Source organism: Candidatus Palauibacter soopunensis (assembly GCF_947581735.1).
Lineage (GTDB): Bacteria > Gemmatimonadota > Gemmatimonadetes > Palauibacterales > Palauibacteraceae > Palauibacter > Palauibacter soopunensis.
Genome location: NZ_CANPVT010000053.1, coordinates 161,234 through 185,886, shown reverse-complemented (window position 1 = coordinate 185,886; position 24,653 = coordinate 161,234). Strand labels below are relative to the sequence as shown.

The 24,653-nt window shown below is 69.1% G+C and carries 18 protein-coding genes; 1 reads left to right on the top strand and 17 read right to left on the bottom strand.

The features are described 5' to 3' along the window. Window positions 1-24: 24 nt before the first annotated feature. The 8 genes from gmk to RN901_RS14155 all read right to left on the bottom strand — a co-directional run bounded on the left by gmk (window position 25) and on the right by RN901_RS14155 (window position 7,603). Window positions 25-681, bottom strand: a complete 657-nt coding sequence (gmk, locus tag RN901_RS14190; protein ID WP_310758954.1) for a guanylate kinase — start codon at window positions 679-681, stop codon at window positions 25-27. After that, the gene (locus tag RN901_RS14185) at window positions 678-1,559 is read right to left on the bottom strand and encodes a YicC/YloC family endoribonuclease (RefSeq protein ID WP_310758953.1); all 882 of its coding nucleotides are present in this window, start codon (window positions 1,557-1,559) and stop codon (window positions 678-680) included. Before RN901_RS14185 ends, gmk begins: the two co-directional genes overlap by 4 nt. Before the next feature lie 49 nt (window positions 1,560-1,608). Further along, a complete protein-coding gene (locus RN901_RS14180; RefSeq protein ID WP_310758952.1) occupies window positions 1,609-3,483 on the bottom strand; it encodes a TonB-dependent receptor plug domain-containing protein in 1,875 nt (624 codons plus the stop codon). Further along, window positions 3,480-4,925 (bottom strand): leucyl aminopeptidase, encoded by a 1,446-nt coding sequence (locus tag RN901_RS14175; protein WP_310758951.1) that lies wholly within the window; start codon window positions 4,923-4,925, stop codon window positions 3,480-3,482. The genes RN901_RS14180 and RN901_RS14175 overlap by 4 nt, the downstream gene beginning before the upstream one ends. A 138-nt stretch (window positions 4,926-5,063) precedes the next feature. Further along, window positions 5,064-6,188 (bottom strand): citrate/2-methylcitrate synthase, encoded by a 1,125-nt coding sequence (locus RN901_RS14170; protein WP_310758950.1) that lies wholly within the window; start codon window positions 6,186-6,188, stop codon window positions 5,064-5,066. 48 nt (window positions 6,189-6,236) lie between these two features. Continuing rightward, window positions 6,237-6,488, bottom strand: a complete 252-nt coding sequence (locus tag RN901_RS14165; protein ID WP_310758949.1) for a hypothetical protein — start codon at window positions 6,486-6,488, stop codon at window positions 6,237-6,239. Between the two features lie 160 nt (window positions 6,489-6,648). Beyond that, window positions 6,649-6,786, bottom strand: a complete 138-nt coding sequence (locus RN901_RS14160; protein ID WP_310758948.1) for a hypothetical protein — start codon at window positions 6,784-6,786, stop codon at window positions 6,649-6,651. A 52-nt stretch (window positions 6,787-6,838) separates the two neighbouring features. Beyond that, window positions 6,839-7,603 (bottom strand): lysophospholipid acyltransferase family protein, encoded by a 765-nt coding sequence (locus RN901_RS14155; RefSeq protein ID WP_310758947.1) that lies wholly within the window; start codon window positions 7,601-7,603, stop codon window positions 6,839-6,841. A gap of 86 nt (window positions 7,604-7,689) precedes the next feature. On the opposite strand from RN901_RS14155, the gene RN901_RS14150 reads away from it, so the two are divergent. Next, window positions 7,690-8,934, top strand: coding sequence for a hypothetical protein (locus RN901_RS14150; protein WP_310758946.1), 1,245 nt, complete (start codon window positions 7,690-7,692; stop codon window positions 8,932-8,934). A gap of 28 nt (window positions 8,935-8,962) precedes the next feature. On the opposite strand, the gene RN901_RS14145 is transcribed toward RN901_RS14150, so the two are convergent. The 9 genes from RN901_RS14145 to RN901_RS14105 form a co-directional block, all read right to left on the bottom strand. After that, window positions 8,963-10,657 carry an electron-transfer flavoprotein:ubiquinone oxidoreductase gene (locus RN901_RS14145; RefSeq protein ID WP_310758945.1) on the bottom strand — a complete coding sequence of 565 codons (1,695 nt, stop codon included), beginning with the start codon at window positions 10,655-10,657 and terminating at the stop codon, window positions 8,963-8,965. Further along, window positions 10,654-11,817: a P1 family peptidase gene (locus RN901_RS14140; RefSeq protein ID WP_310758944.1), complete on the bottom strand. Its 1,164-nt coding sequence runs from the start codon at window positions 11,815-11,817 to the stop codon at window positions 10,654-10,656. Before RN901_RS14140 ends, RN901_RS14145 begins: the two co-directional genes overlap by 4 nt. Continuing rightward, window positions 11,807-12,355, bottom strand: coding sequence for a peptidylprolyl isomerase (locus RN901_RS14135; protein WP_310758943.1), 549 nt, complete (start codon window positions 12,353-12,355; stop codon window positions 11,807-11,809). The genes RN901_RS14140 and RN901_RS14135 overlap by 11 nt, the downstream gene beginning before the upstream one ends. Before the next feature lie 213 nt (window positions 12,356-12,568). Further along, a complete protein-coding gene (locus RN901_RS14130; protein WP_310758942.1) occupies window positions 12,569-15,673 on the bottom strand; it encodes an efflux RND transporter permease subunit in 3,105 nt (1,034 codons plus the stop codon). Further along, the gene (locus RN901_RS14125; protein ID WP_310758941.1) at window positions 15,670-19,080 is read right to left on the bottom strand and encodes an efflux RND transporter permease subunit; all 3,411 of its coding nucleotides are present in this window, start codon (window positions 19,078-19,080) and stop codon (window positions 15,670-15,672) included. Before RN901_RS14125 ends, RN901_RS14130 begins: the two co-directional genes overlap by 4 nt. A gap of 31 nt (window positions 19,081-19,111) precedes the next feature. After that, the gene (locus RN901_RS14120) at window positions 19,112-20,509 is read right to left on the bottom strand and encodes a TolC family protein (protein ID WP_310758940.1); all 1,398 of its coding nucleotides are present in this window, start codon (window positions 20,507-20,509) and stop codon (window positions 19,112-19,114) included. Beyond that, window positions 20,506-21,756 (bottom strand): efflux RND transporter periplasmic adaptor subunit, encoded by a 1,251-nt coding sequence (locus RN901_RS14115; RefSeq protein WP_310758939.1) that lies wholly within the window; start codon window positions 21,754-21,756, stop codon window positions 20,506-20,508. Before RN901_RS14115 ends, RN901_RS14120 begins: the two co-directional genes overlap by 4 nt. A 307-nt stretch (window positions 21,757-22,063) precedes the next feature. Beyond that, window positions 22,064-23,230: an aminotransferase class I/II-fold pyridoxal phosphate-dependent enzyme gene (locus tag RN901_RS14110; protein ID WP_310758938.1), complete on the bottom strand. Its 1,167-nt coding sequence runs from the start codon at window positions 23,228-23,230 to the stop codon at window positions 22,064-22,066. Window positions 23,231-23,348: 118 nt separating this feature from the next. Then, a complete protein-coding gene (locus RN901_RS14105; protein ID WP_310758937.1) occupies window positions 23,349-24,653 on the bottom strand; it encodes a hypothetical protein in 1,305 nt (434 codons plus the stop codon).

Here is a 24,653-nt window from a genome sequence, read left to right as displayed (position 1 = left end):
CCGCTCAGGAATCTACCACATGCGTCAAACGGCATCCAACTCCTTGATGATGCGTTTCACGTACCGCCACTCCGCCGCGCCGAGGCAGCCGGCGGGCGCGAGGCCCTTCGCCACGAGCGCCGATACCTCGGCGACGGCGTCCTCGATCCGGTCATTGACGACGAGACGATCGAACTCCGCCGCGGCCTGCAACTCCGATCGGGCGTTCACGAGCCGGCGCCGGAGTTGCTTCGGGCTCTCGCTTCCCCGCCCCCGCAACTGCCGCGCAATCCGTTCCGCGGTGGGCGGGACGATAAAGATGGAGAGGACATCCGCGACGGCCTCCCACACCTGCCGGGCCCCCTGGACGTCGATGTCCAGCAGGAGATGGGCACCGGCTTTCCGCGCGCGGTCCAGGTTGTCACGGGGCGTCCCGTAACGTTCGCCGTGCACGGTCGCGTATTCGAGCATGGCGCCGGAGTTCACTAGCGCCTCGAACCGGCGCCGCGACACGAACCGGTAGTCCACGCCATCCCGTTCTCGTGCACGAGGCGATCGCGTCGTCATCGAGACGGAAAACAGGAATCCGGGGGAGCCGGCTTCGGCGAGCAACCGATCGCGGATCGTCGTCTTCCCCGCCCCGGAGGGTCCGGAAAGAATGACGGGAAAGAGGGTGCGCGACCCGGCTGCCGCGGGACTCACTCGACGTTCTCCACCTGCTCCCGGAGCCTCTCGATCTCGTTCTTCGCCTCCACCACGAGTCTCGATATGCGGGAGTCGTTCGCCTTTGCGCCCAGCGTGTTGAATTCGCGCTGCAATTCCTGAACGAGAAAGCCGAGCCGGCGTCCCACCGGCTCGTCGGCCGGCGCCTCGAGGAACTCCTCGAAGGCTTCGACGTGCGAGCGCGCACGCACGAGTTCCTCGCTGATCTCCCAGCGGTCCGCGATGAGGGCGATCTCGCGCAGCAGCCGGTCTTCATCCAGGCCCTTCCCGGCCAGGTCCTCGACCGCGTCCCGGAGGCGGCGGCGCTCGCGCTCAAGTCGTTCCGGCGCCAACGCCTCCGCGCCATCGATGGCGTTCCGGAGCCCCGCCAGCCGTCCCCTGAGGTCGACCTCGAGCCGGTCCCCCTCCCGCTCCCGCATCTCCACCAGCAGGTCGAGCGCCTCCGCCGCCGCCTGCTTCACATCGTCCGTCTCCGGCACGAACTCCGCGCCCTCTCCACCCGCTGTCCGGAAGATCCCGCCCACGCGCAGCAGCGAGGCCACGTCGGGTTCGCCCGACACCCCGAAGTCATCCCGCAGCCGTGCGCACGCGTCGAGCACTTCCCGCACGCGGGCCTCGTCCAGGCTCGCGCCTCCCGCGTCGGGCGTGCCCTCCACCCGGACGAACAGATCCAGGCGGCCGCGGCGGGCCCGGGATTCCGCGAGGGCGCGCAACTCGCTTTCCCAACGCTCCCTCCCGGGGGGTGCCTTCACCACGACCTTCAGCCCCCGGGAATTCACCGAGCGCGCTTCAACCGTGACCGTCCCGCTCTCCCGCGTCACGGTCGCCGAGCCGTAGCCGGTCATGCTGCGAATCACTTCGGTATCTCCCGACGTGGCGTCCGGCCGATCAGCTGCGCCCGGCCGATCAATTGAAGAACTCCCAGCGAAGACCGAACACGTTGAGCTGCCGGGGGAACCGCGCCCCTTGAAAATCTCCGATCTGGTCCGCGCCCAGGTTGCCGAAACGCCAGAAGAACCGAAAGTCGGCGATCTTGAACATCAGGTGTCCCCCCATCCAGCTGTCGGCATCCAGCATCACCGGATCGGGCGAGCCGGGGACCGGAACCAGCCGCGCCCCGCGTCGATCGATGAACACGGACACCCAGATCCGGAGGCTCTCATCGAAGAAGGTGTCGGACAGGTATAGCTCCGTGCGGAACAGACGGTCGGGGAGAAAGAGCGTCTCCGCGCCGCGGGAATCGAACTTTCGCCACGAAGCGCGCAGGCGGATCGGCGACACGTTCCGAAGCAGTACGCCGAGGGGTACGACCGGCCCGTCGAAGCGCACTTCCAGCGACGTGATGTCCACCTCCCCGGAGTCCGCCACAACGAGCCGGTCGAAGGGGGCGCCGAAGCCGACCTGCCGATCCATCCACTGCTCCGAGTAGCGGCCGGCGAGGTTGAACGGCCCGATCGCCAGGGCCGCCGAAGCGCCGCGGGAGTCGAACCGCACGGTGTCCGCGAGCACGAACTCCGATGTCCCGAGAGTGTCGAGCATGGGGTGCTGCGGGAAGCCGAAGCCCCGGGTTCCCTCCGCAGTGAACGCCCTCAGTTCGATCGGAAACAGGAGCGTATCCCGGAACGCCGCCCCCGCCCGCCACGACTCCGTCGGAAACTCGTTCCAACTCGCGAGTTCCGCCCCTCCCTCGAGCGTGAAGGGACCGATGGGTTGCCAAGCGGAGAGATCCGCGATGCGCGATGCGTAGACGTCGCGCCCGGCGAAACGCAGGCCCATCGAGACGCCTCCCGACCCGGGTCGCGCCGAGAAGCGCAGGCCGACGCCATCCGCGCCCCGCTGCGGCGGCGAAATGCTGTCCGGGAGGTTTTCGACGACATCCGTGAAACTCGTGGCCTGCCCGTAGGCTTCGACCTGGGCCCGCGGCCCGAGGTTCGCCCGGGTCCGGGCCACGAATTCCCGGCGCGAGAACTGCAGTGTATCGAGTCCGGTGCGTTCGATGTTCTCGGAACGATACTCGAACTGAACCCCGAAATCGTTCGAGCGCGGCATCCACGAGAAGCGGCCCTGTACGGCGAATCGGTCCTGGTTGTTCTGCCGGTCCTGGACATCGTACCGCTCGAAGGAGGCTTCCACGTTGGACGCGCCCCCCAGCGAGTTGGCGAAGACGGCGTCGAGGATCTCGGAGCGCGGGTCTCCGGTCAATCCGCTCACGCGCGAGTAGGCCTGGACCCCGTCGTGGCGGATGAGGTCCACATCGATGACGAGGCCGTCCGCGCCGCGATACACCCGTACCCGGTCGACGTAGTTCAACGACACGCGCCGGAGGTCCGCCTGCGCGCGGGAGAGGGACAGGACTTCGCGGCCGTCGATGTAGAGGGTCGCGAAGCCCGGCCCGAAGCCGCCGTCGAAGACGTGGTGCGGCCCCTGATAGAACTCGCCGCGAACACCCGTGATTCCCGGCACGTGCTCGAGGAGGAGTTCGAGGAGAGTGAACGAGGGCGACGCGTGCACGCACTCCCGGTCGCAATCGAAGATCTCGTGCGTCGGGCCGCGCAGGCCCGTCAGCCGCGCCGGAAAGCTCTGCGCCCGCTGCCGCACGCTGTCGGCGAACGCGGCGAGGACGGAATCGGGCACGACCTCCAGGCTGTCCGAAATCGGCGGCAGGCTGTCCGGGACGGGCGGGTCCTGGGCATGCGCCGCGGAGACGCCCCCGACGGTGAGCAGCAGCGCGCCGAGCAGCCCGTGGCGAATCCCTGCGCCGCGGACGGAGATCTTCGTCACCCTCGCTCGCGGACGCGCAGCCATTCATGGACGAGCCGGACGCCGACCCCGGTGGCGCCCTTCGGCTGCCAGCCGCGCGCCTCCTTCGCCCACGCCGTGCCCGCGATGTCGAGGTGGGCCCAGGGCACGTCGTCCGATACGAACTCGCGCAGGAACCAGCCCGCGGTGATCGTGCCCGCGCCCCGGCCGCCGATGTTCTTGATGTCCGCGATATCCGAGTCGAGCTGCGCCCGGTACGCCTTCCACAGCGGCAAGGGCCACGTCCGCTCCCCCGTCGCTTCGCCGGCCTCCGACAGTTCGCCCGCGATCCCGCGGTCGTTCGCGAGCACCGCTACGGCGTGATGGCCGAGCGCGATGACGCAGGCTCCGGTCAGCGTGGCCATGTCGACGATCGCCACCGGATCCAGCCGCTGCGCGTAGGTCAGCGCGTCCGACAGGATGAGGCGGCCCTCCGCGTCCGTGTTGATGACCTCGATCGACTTGCCCGACAGTCCGCGGATCACGTCCCCCGGCTTCACGGCGTCCCCCGCCGGGAGATTCTCCGTCGCGGGCACGAGGCCGACCACGCGCTGCGGGATCTCGAGGCGCGCGGCCGCGATCATGATCCCGAACACGGCGGCGGCGCCCGCCATGTCGTACTTCATGTCCTCCATGCCCGAGGCGGGTTTGAGCGAGATCCCTCCCGCATCGAAGGTCACGCCCTTGCCGACGACGACGACGGGATCGCCGCCCGACCCCTCGTGCTCCATCTCGATGAAGCGCGGCTCCTCGACGGACCCGCGGGCCACGGTGAGGAGGCCCCCGAACCCTTCCTCCTCCAGCCGCTTACGGTCGCGCACCTCAACCCGGAAGCCATGTTCGCCCGCCAGACGCTCCGCCTCCGCGGCGAGGTAGCGCGGCGTCGCCACGTTGCCCGGCAGCGTCACGAGTTCGCGCGTCGCGTTCTGCGCCTCGGCGAGCACGCAGCCCCGCCGCACCGCGGCTTCGGCCTCAGGGCCGGCCTTGCCCCCCGCGATGAGGACCCGCTCTTCCGGCGCGGCGGTGCGGCCCTCCGCGTCGCGGAGCCCGTCGTAACGCCAGTCCCCGAGCGCGAGCCCCTCGGCGGACGCCTGCCACGCCGCGCCGTCCGCCGTCTCCGGCACGCGGAACCCGACGGAACCGAGGCCGCGCGCGCGAGCCGCCCTGACCCCGGCGCCCGCCGCCCGCCGGCACGATTCGGCCATCGGCCTCGCTCCGGCGTCGATCCGAACGATGAAGACGTCCGGGGCGTCCACAGCCCCGAGCCGCGCCCATCCCGACACCTCCCCGGAGCGCCCATGGCCCTCCAGCCACACCGTCGCCGGGCCTTCCCACCACTCACCCGTGGCGTCCGCGTCGTCGAACCACGGGACCACGAGAGCATCCAGTTCCCGTTCGACAGGTATCCCCGAACGTATCTCCACCGACACCTTCCTTGTCTCGACCCTGGTCTCAACGAAAGAAGCGGGCTCGGCAGCCCCCTGGAGGCCTGCGGCCCGCTTCCGTTGGCGTGATGGCCGGCGCCGGACGCGGCGGGCCCCAGCCCCTTCCGCGACTTCGGTTCAGCGCTCGTCCATCGGCACCCAGCGCAGGTCCATCTCACCCACATACTCCGCACGCGGCCGAATGAGCCGGTTGTCCGCGTGCTGCTCCATGACGTGCGCCGTCCAGCCACCCATCCGCCCCATCGCGAAGAGCGGCGTGTAGAGGTCGATCGGGATGCCCAGCGCGTAGTAGACCGTCGCGCAGTAGAAGTCGACGTTCGGGTTGATCCCCTTCTCGGAGATCATCCGGTCCTCCAGCTTCCGGGACATCTCGTAGAACTTTCCGAGACCCGCCTGCTGCGTGAGGACGCGGGACATCTCGCGAAGATGCGTCGCCCGGGGATCCTCCGTCTTGTAGACGCGGTGGCCGAAGCCCATGATCTTCCGCTTCTCGGCGAAGGCCCGGTCGAGCCACGGCCCGACGTTTTCCGTGTCGCCGATCTCGAGCAGCGTGTGCATGGCCCTCGCGTTCGCCCCGCCGTGCAGCTCGCCCTTCAGCGCTCCCACTCCCCCGGTCACAGCCGAGTGCATGTCCCCGAGCGTGGCGGCGATGACGCGACAGGCGAACGTCGAAGCGTTGAACCCGTGGTCGAGGTAGAGGAGCAGCGTCCGGTCGAGCGCATCGACGGCTTCCTCCGTGCCGGGCTCGCCATTCGCCATCCTCACGAAGTCGGCGGACAGGGAGAGCGATGGGTCGGGGTCCAGCGGCTCCAGTCCCTGCCGAATGCGGTGTATCGCCGCAATGATCGTGGGGGCCCGCGCCACGAGCCTCTCCGCCTTGCGCCGGTTCGCCTCGATCGAGTTGTCCTCGGCCTCCGGATCGTACACGCCCTCCAGCGAGACCCCGGTTCGAAGGGCGGCCATCGGCACGGTCTCCGCCGGAAGACCCTGCAGTCCCTCGATCGTTCTCGGATCCAGCGCGCGCTGCGCCGCCAGCGCCGCCTCGAACTCGTCGAGTTCCGACCGCTTCGGCAGCCGCCCGTTCCAGAGCAGGAAGACGCTCTCCGGGAACGAGACGTTCGGCGCGAGTTCGTGGATGTTGTAGCCCCGATAGACGAGGATGCCCTTTAGTCCGTCGATGAAGCTGAGGTGAGTCTGCGAGGCGACGACGCCTTCTAGCCCTTTGCCGGCGGCGGCGGTCATTCTGTCACGAGGCCTTTCGGTATGGCGCGGGAGGTTCCGCGCGGACGGCTAGCGGATGGCGGGATCGAGTTTCGCCTGCTTGAAGTGCTTTTTGAGATCATCGAGACTGAGCTGTTCGAACGAACCCTGCGGAAGCCGAAGCCGTCGCTGGGTCTGGTACGGGTCGGAGAAGCAGACGAACACGACCGCCTCGAAATCGTCGGGCGGAGCCTTTTCGTTCGGGTCCGGCCAGAAGACCTCGCGCGAAGCGAGCCATGCTTTCCACCGGCGCCCGTCGTCATCCTGGAAGGTCTTTGTCATTTCCACCTCTGGTGGCCGGGGACGCTCCGCCCATGAACGGACAACGGGACGTTTCCGGCCTCGATACGCACTTTTCGCAGCCAAGAAAGATAGCGTACGATCACGAAATCGGGAAGGAGGTTCGCGGTCGGAAGGATCGGCGAATTGCGGTCTGATTCGGTCAGCCCGGCGGGACCTCCCCATCGGGCGCATCGGGTCCGGGGAGCCGGCATCCGAACGCGAAACCACCTCCCATGAGAAGGCCGACGAGCAGTCCGAGCAGAATCGTCACGAGGACGTAGTACAGTGTGATAGTCATGCGGGAAGAATGTCGGATCTGACCGCGGATGTCCAGCGCGTATGTGTGGCGCTTACGTGCGGCGTCGGTGCAGGCGCCGGAGGACGCGTTGCTGGAAGGCGATCCGTTCCATCACCCGATCGACGATCTGTTGAGCGTTCTGCCGCGAACGGCCCTCGGCAGCCAGATCGTCGTACGGCACGGGCCGGCCCACGTAGATGGAAACGCGCTGCCCGATCCGCGGCAGGCGGGAGCCTATGGGAAGGACGCGATCCAGTCCTTCCAGCGTGATCGGGACCACCTTCGGCCGCGTCTGGAGAATGACCATGCCGGCCCCGGCCCGCCCGCGTCCGACCCGCCCGTTCCGCGAGCGCGTACCCTCCGGGAAGAGCGTGAGTATCCCCGCTCGAAGCACGTTTGCCGAGCGAATCATCGCGCTCAGGTCGCGGCGGCCGCGCCGCACCGGAATGCACTGGAACTGGTGGAACACCCAGCCGAAAAACGGGTTTCTGAAGAAGTTCTCCGCCGCGGCCGCATTCCAGGGCGCCAGGTGGGGCCTGAATGTCTTTTCGGGAAAGAACAGGTAGTAGGCGATCGGAAACGAGTCGATCATCGATTGATGATTCGAGAGGACGAGCGTGTTCGGAAGGTGGGGGACGCGTCGCCGCCCGTAGACCCGCGTTCGATTGAGGAGACTGAAGAGGAGGAAAACGCAGGGTGGAGCCACGAGGTTCGTGATGATCCAGCGCGTGACCGGCGTCAGCCACCGCGTGATGGGGCCCGGGGCCCAATCCGGGGGCGATGCGCTCGCCCGCTTCGGGTTCTCGCGATCCATCATCGCCTGAGAGTAGGTTGCCTCGGAATCGGCGGGAAGGCCGGGCGGTCGAAACGCCGGCGAACCATGAAGACCTGGAGCCAGCGCGCGTGCGAGTGATGGACCTTGCCATCATCGGAGGAGGGCCGGTCGGGCTCGAGGCCGCGGCCCGCGCGGCCCGCACGGGCCTCGCGACGGTCCTGTTCGAGGCCGGGGCGTTGGCGGATCACGTCCGCGCCTGGGGCTGGCTGCGGCTCTTCTCCCCATTCGTGTGGAACGCGGGACCCGCCGGGCTGGAGGTGCTGCGCGGCCGGGGGGCCGAACTGCCGGCGGCGGGAACGCTGCTCACGGGCGCGGAGTTGCGGACGTACTATCTGCTGCCCCTGGCCGCGGCCCTGCGGTCGCGCGTGGAGGTCCGCGAAAGCGCGCGCGTGCGGGACGTCGCCCGGGCGGATCGGCTGAAGGGCGAAGCGCTCGGCGAGGCCGCACGGGCCGAGGAGCCCTTCCGGCTGCTCGTGGAGGAGGGCGGAGCCGAGACCGAGGTGTTCGCCCGGGCCGTGTTCGACTGCTCGGGGACCTACGGCCGCCCCAACTGGGCGGGCCCGGGCGGCACTCCCGCCATCGGCGAGCGATCCGCGCGCCGCGCGATCGAATACCGCATCCCGGATGCATTCGGAGCCCAGCGCGGGCGCTACGCGGCGCGACGCACGCTCCTCCTCGGAAGCGGACATTCGGCGGCCACCACCGCATGCGCCCTCGCGGCGCTGGCCCGGGCCGTCCCGGGGACGCGGTTCACCTGGGCCAGCCGCGAGGCGCACGGCGTCCCGCTGCGCGGGATCGCGGATGATCCGCTCCCCGAGCGCGTGAAGCTCACGCGCCGCGCCAACGCGATCGCGGCCGAACCGCCCCCCGATTGCGAGTGGCTCTCACGGAGTCGGCTGCTCGCCGTCCGGCCGACCGATGCGCGCGGGCTCGAGGTCGACCTGGAGATTGACGGGGAGATTCGGCGCGACCGCTTCGACCGGATCGTGGCGAACGTCGGCTACGAGCCCGACGACCGCGTGTATCGCCAGCTCCAGGTGCACGCCTGCTATGCGTCTCTTGGCCCCATGGGGGTCTCGGCCGCGCTCCTCGCCGCTCAGGGCCCGCCGGGCGACGCGCCGGCGGACTGCTGTATCGGGGCGGACGCGCTCGGACCCGAGACACTGCGCAACCCGGAGCCCGATTTCTTCATCCTGGGCGCCAAGAGCTTCGGCAAGAACTCCGCCTTCCTCATGCGGACGGGGTACGAGCAGGTCGCCGATGCATTCTCGCTCCTCGGATGGAACGCCGCGCGCGCGACCGGGGCACGCTGACCGGGGCGGCCGTGTCGGCCGGCCCGTCTCACATCCTCTTATAGGCCGGGCCGCTGCCGCCCTCTCGCGGCGTCCAGCGCGGACCCAGGACGTCCGTCGCCTTGCAGTCAATGCAGTTCGGCGCGTTCACCACCAGGCGGTCGCCGTCGCGCTCGTACACGCCGGCCGGACAGAGGCTCGCGTACAGTTCCGCCATCTCCGGCGATACTGCCGTGCCCGCTTCCCCGCCCGCCAGAAGGTGCGAGGGGATATCGTCCCGAGTCGCGTTCCCGGAGCGGAAGACCGCGTCGACCTTGGCGACGGCGTGCTCGGAGTCATACGCGGAGTCGAGCCCCAAACGCTTGTGACGAGGGCCCGCCGCGTCAGGCTCGCTCGCGATCCGGGCGCCGGGAAACGTTCCGCCCGTGGCCTGCATGAGCCCCGCCCTGAGGCCTCCCGAGAAGAAGCCGGCCTTGAAGGCGAGCCGCTGGTTCCGGTTGCGGTACAGCGGATCCTGGATGAGGCTCTCCCGTAGCGCCGCGTCGTAGGACGCGAGTCGAGCCGCCGGGACCGCGCTCTCCGCCCCGGCCGCGCCGTCGTGTCCGTCCGACAGGGCCCGGCCGATGGCGTCGGCCGCGAGGATTCCCGACCGCATCGCGTAGTGGATGCCCTTGAGCGAGGCAACATCGACGAGTCCCGCGGCATCTCCCGCGATGAGCAGTCCGTCCCCGCTCAGTCGGTCGGGGATGGCGTGGTATCCGCCCTCCGGAATCGTCTTCGCCCCCCACTCCACGAGTTCACCCCCGTCCAGGATCCCGCGCACGAACGGGTGCTGCTTGAAACGCTGCAGCAGCGCGTGCACGTCGAGGTCGACGTAGGGCGCGTCGAGGCCCACGACGAGACCCAGCGACACGAGATTCCCGCCCATGGGATAGATGAAGCTGCCCCCGAACGCATCCCGCGGAAGCGGCCAGCCCATGGTATGCGTGACCGCATCGGGCGGATGCGCGACCTCCCACAGTTCCTTGACGCCGAGCGCGAAGATCTGCGGGTTCGCCGAACCGACGCCCTCCCGCTCGAGCCAGGCCTGGCTCAGGGGTCCGCGGGTCCCTTCGGCGAGCACGGTGACCCGCGCGGAGAGGTCCGTGGCCGGCATGTAGCCGCCCTCCGGATTCCCCTCGCGGTCGAGACCGGCGGGGGTCGTGCGGACGCCGGTGACCTGCCCTTCGCGCATGAGGAGGGCATCGGCCGGGAACCCCGTGAACACGTTCACCCCCAGCCCCTCCGCCTGCGCCCCCAGCCAGCGCACGATCTCGCAGATCGAGGCCACGTGATAGCCGTGGTTCCGCATCGAGGGCGGGGTCGGGAGCCGGACGCTTCCGCGCTCCGTGAGGAGCCGCACCCGGTCGCCGGCCACGCGGCCCCGGAGGGGAAGCTCCGCCTCGTCGAGGTCCGGGAAGAGCGTACGAAAAGCCTCCGGGTTCACGACCGCCCCGGAGAGGCAGTGCTCCCCGAGTTCACCCGACTTCTCGAGAACGCCGATCTCGAGGTCGGCTAGCGGCCCTCCTTCCGCGCGATCGCGCGCCACCAGTTGCGCCAGCCGGATCGCTCCCGCGAGCCCGGCCGGGCCTCCGCCCACGAACAGGACATCGAGCGGCACTGCCTCCGGGTCGGGATCCTCTTCGATGATGAAGCGCGCCCGGGGCAGCGGTAGCTGCGCGGACGCGGGAATCAGCGATTTCACCGCGAGGTCCCGAGAACGCCCGCCTCGCGGAGCAAGTCCAGCGTGGGTTCGAGCGGGAGCGATTCGACCGTCCGTCCCCCGTGGCCCGTCACGGACATCGCCTTGAACAGCGAGTTGATGACGGCTTCATCCGTCGCTTCGACCACCGCCTCGAAGACGCGCGACAGGGCACGCCCGTCCCTGACCGCGGGCCCCTCGCCCGTCGAGAAGGCGATCGCGTAGTCGCCGGAACCGTGCGACATGTACGACCCGGTGCGGGCGAGCCCCATGAACGAGCGGTCGGCCACCCGGTCGAGTTCGCGGTGGGCCAGCGGCAGGTTCGTCGCGATCACGATCATCACGGAACCGTCGCCATCCCCCTCGGCGCGCGCCCCACGCAGGCCGGCCGCGGCGAGCTTCTCTCCAACCCTCACGCCGTCGATCCGCAGCGAGCCGCCGAAGTTGCTCTGCACGAGCACGCCGACGGTCACGATCCGCCCGCCGATCTCGACCCGCCGGGACGAGGTCCCGATGCCGCCCTTCCAGCCGAAGGCGGTCGTCCCCGTCCCCGCCCCGACCGTCCCCTCCTCCACCGGGCCGCTCGCCGCGGTCCGCAGCGCTTCGCGCACGTGCTCGGGCCGGATCGGGCGGACGCGGATGTCGCTCAGGTACCCGTCGTTCGTCTCGCCGACGACCGGGTTCATCGACCGCACGTCGCGGTTCGCGGGGAGCGACAGGAGCGTATCGAGGAGCGCGTCGGCCGCGCGGAACACGCTCAGCGTCCCGGTGAGTAGGATCGGCGTCTCGAGTTCGCCGAGCTCGTTGACCTGACTCAGTCCCACCAGCTTCCCGAAGCCGTTCCCGACCGCGATCGCCGCCCGCACCCGCCGCTCGAACACGTTGTCGCCGTGGGGGAGAATCGCCGTGACCCCCGTGCGGATCGAGTCACCCTCCCACACCGTGCGGTGGCCGACCCGCACGCCGGGCACGTCCGTGATCGCATTCAGCGGCCCCGTCGGCAGCCGCCCGATGAGGACGCCCGCTTCCCGCGCGCGCGACCGCTCCCCGCCGGCCGGCCGAGCCTCCTGGCCCATGGCATCCGCGGGCGGCAACACCGCCATCGCCGCGAGGACGAGCGCCGCCGCCGACCCTGCCCGGCTGGCCGTCCCTCTAGTTTCCACCGCTGATCGTCGCGCGCTGGATGTAATCCAGTTCGACGAACTCCGCCTCCAGGTAGGCGTTCCCCTCCTGCTGGATACGCCCCTGGCTCGGCCCGTTCCCGCCGGGCGCGCCCTCGCCGTATCCGGAGTAGAGCGCGTCCACGACGTCCATGCCTTCGATGACTTCGCCGATGGCCGCGAAGCCCATGCCGTCGAGCCGCGAGTTGTCGCCGAAGTTGATGAAGAGCTGGGTGCTCCGGCTGTTCGGCATGGATGTCTGAGCGAAGCTTATCCGCCCGCGCGTATTCCCCATGACCACCGGATCGTCCTGGATGTTCGCGTCCCGCCACCCGGACTGGATCTCCGGGTCTCCGTTGATCCCGAACTGTGCCATGAACCCGGCGATCACGCGGAAGAACCTCACGTCGTCGAAGAACCCGTTCTCCACCAGGTTGTAGAAGCGGTCCACGCCGTTCGGGGCCCACTCCCGGTGCGCCTCCACCACGAACGTTCCCTTCGAAGTCTCGAACCGAGCCTGAAAAGTCGCCGGAGCCGTCATGTTCACCTCTGCCGAACCCGGGTCCCGAAGGAATTCGCTCGGTCCTCCGCCCGGTTCACAGGCAACCCCGGCCAGCAGACACCCGAGGAGCAGCCAACCCGGCCTGAAACCGGACCTGGACAGACGCGACCGTGCCATTCTCGACCCCCGTCAGCTTTCGTGTTCCCGTGCGCCCGCCGGAACCGTTGCCGCGGCCTGCAGGCGGGCGTGCCGTCAGATACGGCGTGCCACGATGTAACGATATGCGACCGGAATTGCGACGAGGACGAACAACGTGCTCGAAATCAGCCCGCCGATGGTCGCCAGCGCGAGCGCGTTCCAGATGTTCTCATCCTGAGAGGGGGCGAAGAGGACGAGAGGCAGGAGTCCGAACACCGTCGTGAGCGTCGTCATGAGGATGGGGCGCACGCGCTCCAGTGTCCCCTGCACGATCGCCGCCGCCGTCGGCATGCGTTTGCGCACTTCGCCGATGTGGTAGACCACAAGGATGGCGTTGTTCACGACGATGCCGCCCATCATGATCGTGCCGATGAACGCGGTGCGGGTGAAGGTCGCGTCGGTGTAGAAGAAGATGAGGAAGACGCCGATGAGGGCGAAGGGCAGCGAGAAGAGCACGACGAACGGCGCCAGGAGCGACTCGAACAGACCGGCCGTCACCATGTAGATGAGGAGGATGGAGAAGGCGAGCACGACCCACATTTGCGTCGTCTCCTCCGTCGTCCAGCCCCCGTAACGCGACTTCTCGATCCTGTATCCCGGCGGGAGTTCCATCGCGTCCACCACCGCGTCGCGGACGAGGTCGCCGAACCTCACCGGCCCCCGGAACTGCCAGGCCACGGTCCGCTCGTACTGCTGGTCTTCGCGTCGGATGCTGGCCAGAACCTGCCGCCGCCCCACCTCAGCGACGTTGGCGAGCCGGAGTTCCTCGCGGGAAGAGATCGGCACGCGGAGATCGCTCAGATCGTGGAAATCGAACTCGCGGTACCCGTCCACCTTGACGGCGTACCGGACCTCCTCGCCGCCCACCCGGATCCGGCTCCCGAACGGCCGACCCTGAATGTTGCTGGACACGTAGTTGAGCAACTGCGAAACAGGGAGATTGTAGGCCGCGAGCGCCTCCCGGTCCGGCTCCACGTAGTACTCGAATTCCCTGTCGCGCTGATACCAGTTGCTGTTCGCGTTCGGGTCCACATCGTTGATCCGGGAGAATCGCGTCAGACGCGAAGCGATCTCCTCGGCGATCTCCTGCACCGTCAGGTAGTTGTACCCGAGCACCTGGAGACTGTAGTTGGGCGGGCTCGAGCCGCCGCCGTAGAAGCTCGGACCGAACCCCCGCACGAAGACGTCGACGCCCGAGAACCCGTAGCTGTAGGCCGTCATCTGGTCCTTGATGGCCACCGGGATGGATGTGTGCTCGAGTTCGTCGGGGAATTGCGCGCGCATGAAGGCGTAGTTGGGCCGAACCTGCGCCTCGAAGCGTTCCACTTCATCGATGGTGGCGAGCTTCGCCTCGAAGGAACGCGCGAGTTCGTCCGTGCGCTCCAGCCCCGCGCCGCGCGGGAAGCTGATCGTGATCGTAATATAGCTGTCGCTTCCGCCGAATCCGCTCCAATACCTCCCCGTGCTCACATGTTCGTCGAACAGATACCAGCTCCCGGCGAGGCTCCCGAGGCAGACGAGCGCGACGAGGACGGGGTGCCGGAGCGCGAACCCGAGGAGCGACCGGTATCCCATGATGTAGAACGGTTCGGACGGCCGGATCGGCGCATTTGCGGCGTCCCCCGTCGTCAGGCCCGGATCGACCACCGCCCCGGCGGAATCCCGCATGCGGGCGACGCGGGACGCGAGGGCCGGAACGAAGGTGAACGCCACGAAGAGGCTCGCGATGATCGAGAAGCCCACGGCGAACGTGAGCGGCAGGTAGTAGACCCGCAGCTCCCCCTGCAGGAAGAGGAAGGGGACGAGCACGATCGCGGTCGTCAGCGTCGCGGCGAGGACCGGCAGGACGACCTGGCGCGCCCCGCGGCTCGCGGCATCGGATGGGTCCGCCCCCGCCCGGCGATGACGCTCCACGTTTTCGAGCACGACGATGCCGTTGTCCACGACAAGGCCGAACCCCCACGCGAGTCCCCACAGCGTGAGCAGGTTGAGCGAGAACCCGCCGATGTAAAGGAAATTCACCGCCGTCAGGACGCTGAACCCGATCGTGGCGAACACGACGAGGACGGCGCCGAGCGACCGCAGGAAGAGCGTGAGCACGATGAAGATCACGATGGCGGCGGCGATGGCGCGGAGCCGAAGTTCCGTGAGCTGCTCGCGGATGTTCTCGCTCTGATCCTGCAGCAACTCGAGGCCCACCCCCGCCGGAAGCGTGGAGCCCAGCTCGGTCATCGCTGCCTTCACGTCGTCCGCGATCTGGATCACGTTCGTGCCCGACTGGCGGTACACGCTGATCGAGATCGTGGGCTGCGAGTTGATGCGCCAGAAGAACAGCGGGTCTTCCGTCTGGTCGCGCACCTGCCCCAGATCGCCCACGCGGACGGGTCCATCCGGCCGCGTGAGAACGATCATGTCCGCGATGTCGGACACCTCGAGCGCCCGGGTGCGAACGGCGATGGCAAACTGCCGCCCATCGAGTTCGACCGATCCCGGAGCGTTCGGCTCGGAGAGTTCGGCGATCCGCCGGCTGACCTCCTCCGGCCGCAGCCCGAGCGCCTCCAGCCGGCCCCGGTCGAGCTCGACCGCGATTTCGCGGCGCTCGGCCCCCCGCACGTCCACCGCGGACACGCCCGGCAGCCCCCGCACGAAGGGCGCGATCTCCTCCTCGGCGATCTCTCCCAGGCGCGCGAACGTGTAGGGGCCGGTGAGGGAGAAGCTGAGCAGCCGCTCCTCTTCCTCGGCGAATTCCTGCGGGACGTACTCGGAGAGGAGGGGCACCACGCCCTCGGGCAACTCGTCCCGGATCGAGTTGATCCGTTCGCCGAGCTCGAGGCGGGCGAACTCCATGCGCGTATCGCGCTCGAATTCGACTTCGATGCGGGCGCTGGACCCCGTCCCGCGTGGATCGGCGGAGGATTCCGAGACGACCCTCTCCACCCCGCCGACCTGCTGGATGACGGTTTCGAGCGGCGCGGTCACGAACGCTTCCAGCGCCTCGGGCGAGGCGCCGTTCCAGGTGGCTGAGACCGTGAGACGGGGAAACTCGACCTCGGGCAGATCCTCGACCGGAATGAGCCGGAAGCTCGTCACGCCGAGCGCGAAGAGCGCGATGTAGATGGCGGCGGTCGCCACCGGCCGGCGGATGGCCAGATCGATCATGGTTCCACGCTCCCCCGCGCCATGCCCGGAGCCGCCGGCCCGGAGCGGCCGCCGAGGCCGTATCCCGGCGTCGGCTGGAGCGCGGCCGGATCGCGGCGCTCGGGCTGCGGGCCCGGGTCGGGCCCCACGGACACGGATGGCTCGACCAGGACCGAATATACGACCGGCACGACGATCAGCGTGAGGAAGGTCGCGGAGATGAGACCACCGATCACCGCGACGGCCAGGGGGGCGCGGAGGTCCGCCCCGGCCCCCAGCCCTGCGGCGAGCGGGAGCAGCCCGACCACGGTCGTAATCGTCGTCATCACGATCGGACGGAGCCTCAGCCGGCCCGCTTCAAGGATCGCCGCCCGCTTCGGCAGCCCTGCCCGCCTCCGCTGGTTGATGAAGTCGACCTTCACGATGGCGTCGTTGACGACGATGCCGATGAGGATCACGAGCCCGATGCCGCTCATCGCGTTGAGGCCGTCCCCGGCGATCCAGAGCGCGGTGACCGCCCCGATCGCCGCCAGCGGCACCGCGGTAAGGACGACGAGCGGCTGCACGAGCGACTCGAACTGGGCGGCCATGATGAGGAAGACGAGGGCCAGCGCGAGCGCGAAGGCGAAGGTTAGCGAGCGAAAGCTGTCCTGCATCTCCTCGTTCTCGCCGCCGACGCGCACGGTCGTGAGGGCCGGCCGCGGGATGTCCGCGATCGCGGCCTCCACCTCCCGGACCGATGTCCGGAGCCCGCCCTCGGCCACGTCCGCGAGCACCTGGATCGTGCGGTTCTGATCCTCCCGCCGGATTTCGACCGGGCCGAACCCCTGCCGAACCGTCACGAGTTCCCCGATCGGCACGCCCTGCAGCCGAAGCGCAAGCACCCTGTCGAGTTCCCGCCGGGCCGTCTCCGGGATCGTGACGCGGATGTCGACCTTGTCGGCGAATACCGAGTACGCGTTGTTCGTCTCCGACCCCCGGAGGTAGTCCTCGATCGCCGTCGCGACCGAAGTCACCGTGATCTGGTGGCGGGCCGCCACCTCCCGATTGACTTCGATGACGAGTTCCGGCTGCGTGCGAAGGAAGTCCAGCCGGACATCGGCCAGCGTCGAGACGCCCTCGAGCCGGGTCTCGATCGCCTCGGCGACCGGCACGAGTTCATCCAGTTCCCCGCTCTGCACCTTCACCGCGAGGTCCGCCTCCCCGATCGCCAGCGCCCTGCCGAGCGAGGTTGCCCGTCCGGTCTCGATCGTCACGAAGGCCGGATCCAGGCCGCTCCCCGCGAGCCGCTCGCGCAGCTCCGCGATCGCGTCGCGCGTCGGCCGCGACGACCCGGCGAGCTGGACATCGAGCGCCGCGTTGTTGAGTCCGGTCAGGTCGCGCGCGGCGAGTTCACTGCCCCGGCTGCGGCCCACCCGGGTGAAGACGCCGGAGACGTCCGCCATGCCGAGCAGGAGCCGCTCCACGTCCCGGGCCGCCTCGTCCGTCGTCCTGATCGGCGTCCCCTGCGGGAGGTTGAGTTCGACCCAGAACTGCCGCTCGTCGACGCGCGGCATGAGTCCCCGCGGGAGGGATCCGGCGAGCATGACCGCGCCGGCCAGCGCGACGACCGCGATCGAGAGGACTTCCAGGCGATGCCCCAGTGCCCATTCGAGCGTCCGCTCGTACCGGCCCGCGAAACGGAGGAACCCGCGCTCGAAGGCCCGCAGGAAGGGACCGAGGAGCCGGCCCAGGATCCTGCCGCCGCCGGTCGCGACATCGACGCCGGTGAGCCGGACCGAGCGCCCCACGTAGACGATCCCGCCCCCGACCCCTCGCACGCCCCCGACGGCACCCCGACGCACGGCGCGGGCGAACCGTCGCACGCGTCCCGGCCGCTCGGCTTCCGGCGCTTCGAGCCGCCCCGATAGCGGCACTTCGCCGGCAGAGCCCGCGGCTTCCGCTCCGCGCTTCCCGTGGGCCACCTGCGCGGCGAGCACCGGGAGCAGCGTGAGCGCCACGAGCAGCGAGGCGAGGAGCGAAAACGTCACTGCAAGCGAAAGGTCGCCGAAGAGCGCGCCCGCCACGCCCTCGACATACAGCACCGGACCGAACACGGCGATCGTGGTGAGCGTGGACGCCGTGATCGCCGCGGCCACTTCCCGGGCGCCCCGCCCGGCCGACTCCCGCCCGCTCCCGCCTGATTCCTCACGGTGCCGGAAGATGTTCTCGAGCACCACGATGGAGTTGTCGACGAGCAGTCCGACCCCGAGCGCGAGACCGCCGAGGGACATGATGTTGAGGCTGACGTCGAATGCGTAGCAGAGCGCGAAGGCGGCCATGACCGAGATCGGGATGGCGAGCCCGATCGCGAGCGGATACCTCGGATCGCGCAGGAAGAGAAAGAGGACGAGGAAAGCCAGCGCCCCGCCCAGCAGCAGGGCGGAGACCACGTTCGAGATCGCGTCCCGTATGAACGCCGCCTGGCTGGAGGCGATCTCGATCGATATTCCCGGGAATTCCTCCCGCAGTTGATCCAGCGTCTCGCGCACGCCGTCCGCCACGCGGACCGTGTTCGTCCCCGCTTCCTTGAACACCTGCAGCCCGATCGCGGGCTCCCCGTTGAAGCGCGCGATGGTCTCGAGGTCCGCGATCGTGTCGACCACCGTCGCGACATCGGCCAGCCGGACGGGACGGGCCGCGACACCCTGCGGCCGCGCGATGACGACCTCGAGCAGCTCATCGACCTCGCGGAACTGGCCCAGCGTGCGCAGGCTGTACTCGAACCGGCCCCGCTGGATCGTGCCGCCGGGCGCGTTGTAGTTCGCCTGGTCGAGCGCATTCGAGATCTCGCTGAGAGAGACCGCGTGCACATCCAGGTATTCCGGGTCCACGATGACCCGCAGCTCCCGCTCGGGTCCGCCCGTGAGCCCCGCCAGCGAAACGCCGTCCAGCTGCTCCAGTCGGCGCTTGAAGACGACCTCGGAGAGATCGCGCAGGTTCCGCAGATCCGCCCCGCTCACCGCAAGGGTCATGATCGGATCGCTGGTCGGATCCGATCTCAGGATCGTAGGCCGCTCCGAGCCATCGGGGAGGAGGTCGGACAGGTTGTCCAGTTTCTCCCGCGTGTGAAGGGTCGCGAACTCCATGTCCGTGCCCCACGCGAACTGGAGCTGCACGAGCGATTGCCCCTCCCGCGAGCGCGAGGAGATGCTTCGCGCCCCGGGGATCGAGTACAGCCGCTGCTCGATGGGTTCCGTGATGAAGCGCTCGACCTCCGCGGGCCCCGCGTCCGAATACGTCGTCCACACGGAGAGCGTCGGGAAGGCGACGTCCGGCAGAAGATCGATCGGCAGACGGAGGAAGGACACCACGCCCAGCACGCCGATGCCCACGTAGAGCATCGCCGTCGCTACGGGCCGCCGAAGCGAGAGATCGGGGAGCGCCACGGTCAACCGACCTGAATGCGGCGGGGGTTCGTCATGGGCTGCCGGGCCCACCCTCGATGTATTCCGCAAGGCTGGACCACGTGATCCGGTAGTCGTACTGCCGCTGGATCAGATCGGTCTCGGCCCGCTGCACCGCGTCGATCGCCTGCTGGAGCTCCGTGAAGCTCACGGTCCCGAGCCGGTAACGCTCCTGCTGCATCTCGAGACGCTCGCGCGAGATCGCGTACACGCGCTCGAGCAGACCCAGCGTCTGAGCCAACTGTGAGATGTCGTCGCCGTACCGTCGCACATCGCGCTCGATCTCCAGCCGCCGGCGCCGCAGATCCTCCTCGGCCTGCCGCCTGGCGGCAGACGCCTGGGCGTTCTCCCGTTCACGCTGGAAGCCATCGAAGAGGCTCCAGGATGCCGTGATACTGAACCCGTGAAGAGTGTCGCCCGGGTCGAACTGCCAGAACGAGTCCTCGGGGCCAAAGTTCTCGCTGCGGCGCCATCCCAGATTCACGCTGATTTGCGGCAGGTAGCGGGTGCGCGCGCTCCACAACGACGCGGCGGCGGCCGCGCGCTCCGCGTCGAGCGCCGCAAGCTCGGGGTCGGATGTCACGGCCGTCTGAACGATGAAGTCGATATCCGGGATGCCCTCGGGCATGCCGTCATCGCCCGTGAGCACGAGGCCGTCGCCCGTGTCGGGCGGCAGGCCCATCGATACCACGAGCTGGCGCAGCCCCGCCCGCAACTGATTTTCTTCGGCGGCGAGGGCGATCCGCGCGTTCAACAGGTTCCCCTCCGCGGCGAGCAGATCCGTTCGTTCCACCGCCGCGATCTCGTACCGCCGGCTGGCGATCTCGAGTTCGAGTTCCCGGTCCGCGATCTGAGTTCTCGTGAGCTCCAGCAGTTCCTGCCGCCTCAGGGCCTCGAGGAAATCGCGGCGCACCGTAAGCACCACCTCGCGCTGCCGGTCGTCGTAGCGTCGCTGCGCAGCGCGAAGACTTGCCGTGGACCGCGACATCTCGGAGAAACGCCGTCCGCGATCCAGGACGATCCAGTTCAGGCCCAGCATCTGAGTCGCGTTCTGGCTCGAAGACGTGAGGACCTCCGGAAGCGTCTCCGACAGGCCCTCCTCGCCGACGAACGTCGTCCGCGAAAAACTCGACCTGCCGAGGTCGGCGTTCACGCCGGCCGTGGGGAGAAACGCTCCCCAGGCGGCCAATCGGTCGGCGCCCGCCTGATCCGCCTGCGTCCGGGATATCCGCAGGACCGGGCTCTCGGTGAGGGCGATCCGGATCGCCCTGGTGATGTCGATCGTGTCCGGGAGCGCCGACCTCTGCGCGACCGAGGGGACCGGCGCCGCGAAGCCCCCAGCCGCCAGCACGGCGGCGAGCGCTCCGGCCTTGCAGAGCCGGGGCCGCTGCCCTCCGGCTCCGCGCCTCACCGCGAACCGTCCGCGGAGCCGCTCGGTGTGTCGCCGGGGGCGGATTCCGTCGGGGTCGCAAGGTCGCTGTGGTTCTCGATCCGCACCTGGGCGTCGTGCGTGAGCGTGGCGTGACCGTCGACGAGCACGACTTCGCCGCCCGCGGGCACGAAGGTGTCGTCGCCGTCCGGGTTGGGGATGATCTCGACCTGGGTGTCGTTTTCGAGACCGAGCGTCACGTACTCCCACTGTGCGCGCCCCGTCTCCGAACCCGGAGCCCCCGGTTCGAAGACGAACACCACCTGGCGCCGGCTCCGCTCCACGACGGCTTCCTTCGGCACGAACGTCCGGTCCGCAAGCTGACGGCCGGCGATCCGCACGTTCCCCGGCATGCCCGGGACGATTCGAGCTTCGGGATTCGACAGGCGCACTGTGACCCGCGCCGTCTGCGTCTCGGGATCGACCAGAGGGTTCACGCTCACGACGAGCCCCTCGAAGATCTCTCCCCGAAGCGCGGGGAACGTCGCCGTCGCCGCCCGTCCTACCTCGACGAGCGGGAGCTCGGAATGGAGGACCTCTGCGTCGATATCAATCTCGGAAAGGTCGACGATGGTCGCGATCGAATCGCCCGCCCTGACGCGGCTGCCGTGCGCGACGCCGAGGTTCGCCACCAGGCCGGCGAAGGGGGCGACGATCCGCGTCTTTCCCAGTTCGTAGCGCGCTTCTGCGAGTTGCGCCTCATAGTCCGGCAGGCTCACCCGGATGCGAGCCTGTTCGGCACGAGCCATCCGGACCGAATCCGGCAACGCGTCATCGAAGAGTACCCGGTCGAGATACTCGGCTTGCGCGCGCGCCACGCCGGCCTCCGCCCGCTGCGCCCGGAGTTCGTAGAGAGCCGGGTCGATCCGCGCCAGGAGCTGGCCCGCCTGCACGTGCACGCCTTCCTGTACCGGCACCGCGGTCACCGGCCCGTCGACTTCCGAATGGAGCGCCGCCCTGCGCAGAGACGCGGCCCGTCCGCTCGCCGTGACCCAGAGCACGAACGTGTCGCGCTGGATGACCGCTCCTTCGACGCGAAGGAAAATGTCCGTGGCGAAGGCAGCCGCCGAGGCCGTGCCCCGCACCGCTTCGGCCACGGAATCGGCCGCGGCGTCGCCGAAGCTCTGCGGCTCGTCTTCCCCGTCCTCGTTCAGCCGCATGAAGATGCCGACGACGGCCGCACCCGCGACGAGCAAGACGATCAACGTGACCCAATGACGTGCCTTCATAAGCCTCGCACCGCTGTGTTCGGTTCGCGTAGCCGACCGGTCGGAGTGGCCGTTGCAAGCTCAATCTATCGCAAGACTGTCAACCGTCTATCAACTGTCCAGGGATCGAAGGCTTTGACACGGGAACGTGTGCCGACCGTTGTACGGCGCGCGGACCGGCTGCCCTGCCCTGCGAGGGAGCCTAGGCGGGGGAAGAGACGCGGGCAACTAAATAACTAGTAGAGCAGAGAGCGAGAGCGTCGGGTAAAGCGGACAGCGGTGAGGAGCGCGGGAGGGCGGCATCGCGCGATGCCGCCCTCCCCGTACGTCAGATCCAGTCCTTCTTGCGGAAGTCCGTCATGACCTCGGCGAGCTTCTCCATGTCCGACGGGAGGCCCATCGAGAGCCGGCTCCAGTCCGTCATGGGCGGGAACGGGCGGCCCACGTTGAACCCGGCCTCGAACATGCGCTCGTTGTAGGTCGCGAGTTCGCCCTTGATCCGGTGCATGATGAAGTTCGTGTGGCTCGGCAGGACCTCGATGTCGAGCTGCCCGAGGGCGTCGTACATCATCGCCTTCGCCTCGTCGTTCGTCTTCACGCTCTTCGCGAAGAACTCCTCGTCGGCGAGCGAGGCGACGGCGGCGACGCCCGCAACGTGGTTGGGCGCATTCCGTGTCGCGAACGGGAGCACCCGCTGGACGGTGGCCTCGTGCGCAATCCCGTAGCCGAGGCGAATCCCGGCCATCGCGTACACCTTCGAGAAGGTGCGGGCGACGATCAGGTTCGGATGGCGCTCGATGAGGGGGACGAACGTTTTGTAGCCCGGATCGTCCGCGAGTTCGAAGTACGCTTCGTCGACGAGGAAGAGGTGCTGCTCGCCCTCGTCCCGGATCCAGTCCATGATCGGCTGGGTCGGGGTGAGCGTGCCGGTGGGGTTGTTCGGGTTGCAGAAGTAGATCACGCTCGGCGCGGACGATTTCGCGACCTCTTCCCGCATGCGGTCGATGTCGTGCGCGTAGTCGCTCGTGAGCGGCACCGTGACGTGATCGTAGGCGAACGGCTGCGAGTACCTGGGCACGTCCTCGTACGTCGGCTCCGCGTAGATGAGGCGGCCGCCGGGCGCCGCCCAGGCCGCCGAGGCGATGCGCAGGATCTCGGTCGAGCCGGAGCCGAAGAAGAGCTGGCCGGGCTTGACGCCGAGGCGCGCCACGAGGGCCTCGCGCACGAGTTCGCCGGTCGCGCCGGGATAGCGGTTCGCCTCGTCGAGCCCGTCGATGATCGCCTGCCGCGCCGACGGAGCGATGCCGAGCGGGTTCTCGTTCGAACTCAGCCGGACGGGCCCGTTGTAGTCACGTCCCAATCGGCGGGGGTTGAAGATGGTGTCGAGGCCGCGCGCCGCCGTCGCGCCCGCGAGAGGTGCGGCAAGAGGTGCGGCGGCGATGCCGGCGACGCCGGCGCCCGTGAGTCCGGTTCGAAGAAACGCCCTTCGCTTCATGTGGCCTCCCTGGTGTTCCGAGGACGCCGCCGCCGCGGGGAGGCGGCGCCCGCCCATGTTTCGTTGAAACATGGGCCGCACAACGCCGAACGTCCAGCGCCGCCGGCTCAGGCCGCGTTCAGCGGGGAGGCGGGGGATCCCGGCGCGGGGGCGGCTCTTCAGGCGGCTCGCCGCGCGCGGCTCTTCGTTCCGTGACGAGCAGGCGAACGCCGGAAATCGCGCCGTCCATCAGAGAGTCGATCGCGGCCCGCAGTTCCTCCCCGCGGAGGTTCGCCAACTGCTCCCGCACGTCTTCGGGGAGCCGCCGGATGAGCTGTGCATGGCCGCGCTCCCGCCATTCGCGGCGGCCTGGTTCGGCCTCGGTGCGCTCGGCATCCGGCGATACCGCCTCTCCGTCCCCGAACGCGCCGACCGCCGTGAGGAACGGGAGGGCAAACGCGCTGTCGAGGGTCGCGGCTCGCTCGTAGTGCGCCTCGGCCTCTTCCGGGTTGCCGGCGCGGTGCAGCGCGTTGCCCCGGTGAAAGGCGGCGAGGGCCTCCAGGTTCCGCGTGCCGAGGTGGCTGATGCGAACCGCCTCGCCCGGCGGTGGCGCGCCGGAGAGGTTGGCCGCGAGCCGCACGGTCAGCGTGTCCACGAGTTCGAACACGTCGTCGCCCCGGGCGAAGTCCGCCGACGCGATGGTCCCGTTCTCGAGTTCGATCAACTGGGCGTCGATGCGCATGTCGTCCGCCGACCCCGTCACGCTGCCCCAGAGGAGCAGGCGGGCGCCGCTTCCGCGCGCCACCGTCAGCGCCAGAGCCTCCGGGATTTCCTCCTCCTCGGAGACGCCTCCCTCCATGAGGAGGTCGTAGAGGCTCTGCCGGCCGACCACGCGCACGCCGGGGAGTTGAGCCAGGTTCGTCGTGAGCAGGTCGGCGAGACCCGAACCGAGCCATTCGAGTTCAGCGTCGGGCACGTTGTTCCGGAAGGGCAGGACCGCGAGGGAGTTGGGCCCCAGGTCGGGGGCCGAACCCGCGAAACTCGGGGCTCCTCCTCCGTCATCCGCACGGTCCGCGGCCGTGGCGGGCGCCGCGGCCTCCACGCCGCCGGCCTCCGACGGTACCGCGGTCGCGATCCGGTAGGTACCGATCGCGCCCAGGGAGGCCAGGGTGAGCAGGAGCCAGGCTTCGGCACGGCGGATGCGCTGGGGGCCGCGCTCACCGTGAAACCATCCAATGACGAGAAAGGCGGGGAACCCGAGGATGGCGAGGAAAACGACCGTGTCGAGGATCTTCCTCGAGAACGCATAGGTCCCGACGATGAAATCGGTGATCTCCACGCCGAGCCAGGCCGCGCCCACGTACACGAGCGCGATCTGCACCATGCGCCGCTTCCGGATCTTCTCCAGGATCGACGCGCCGTTCCCCTCGCTGTTCATCGTCAT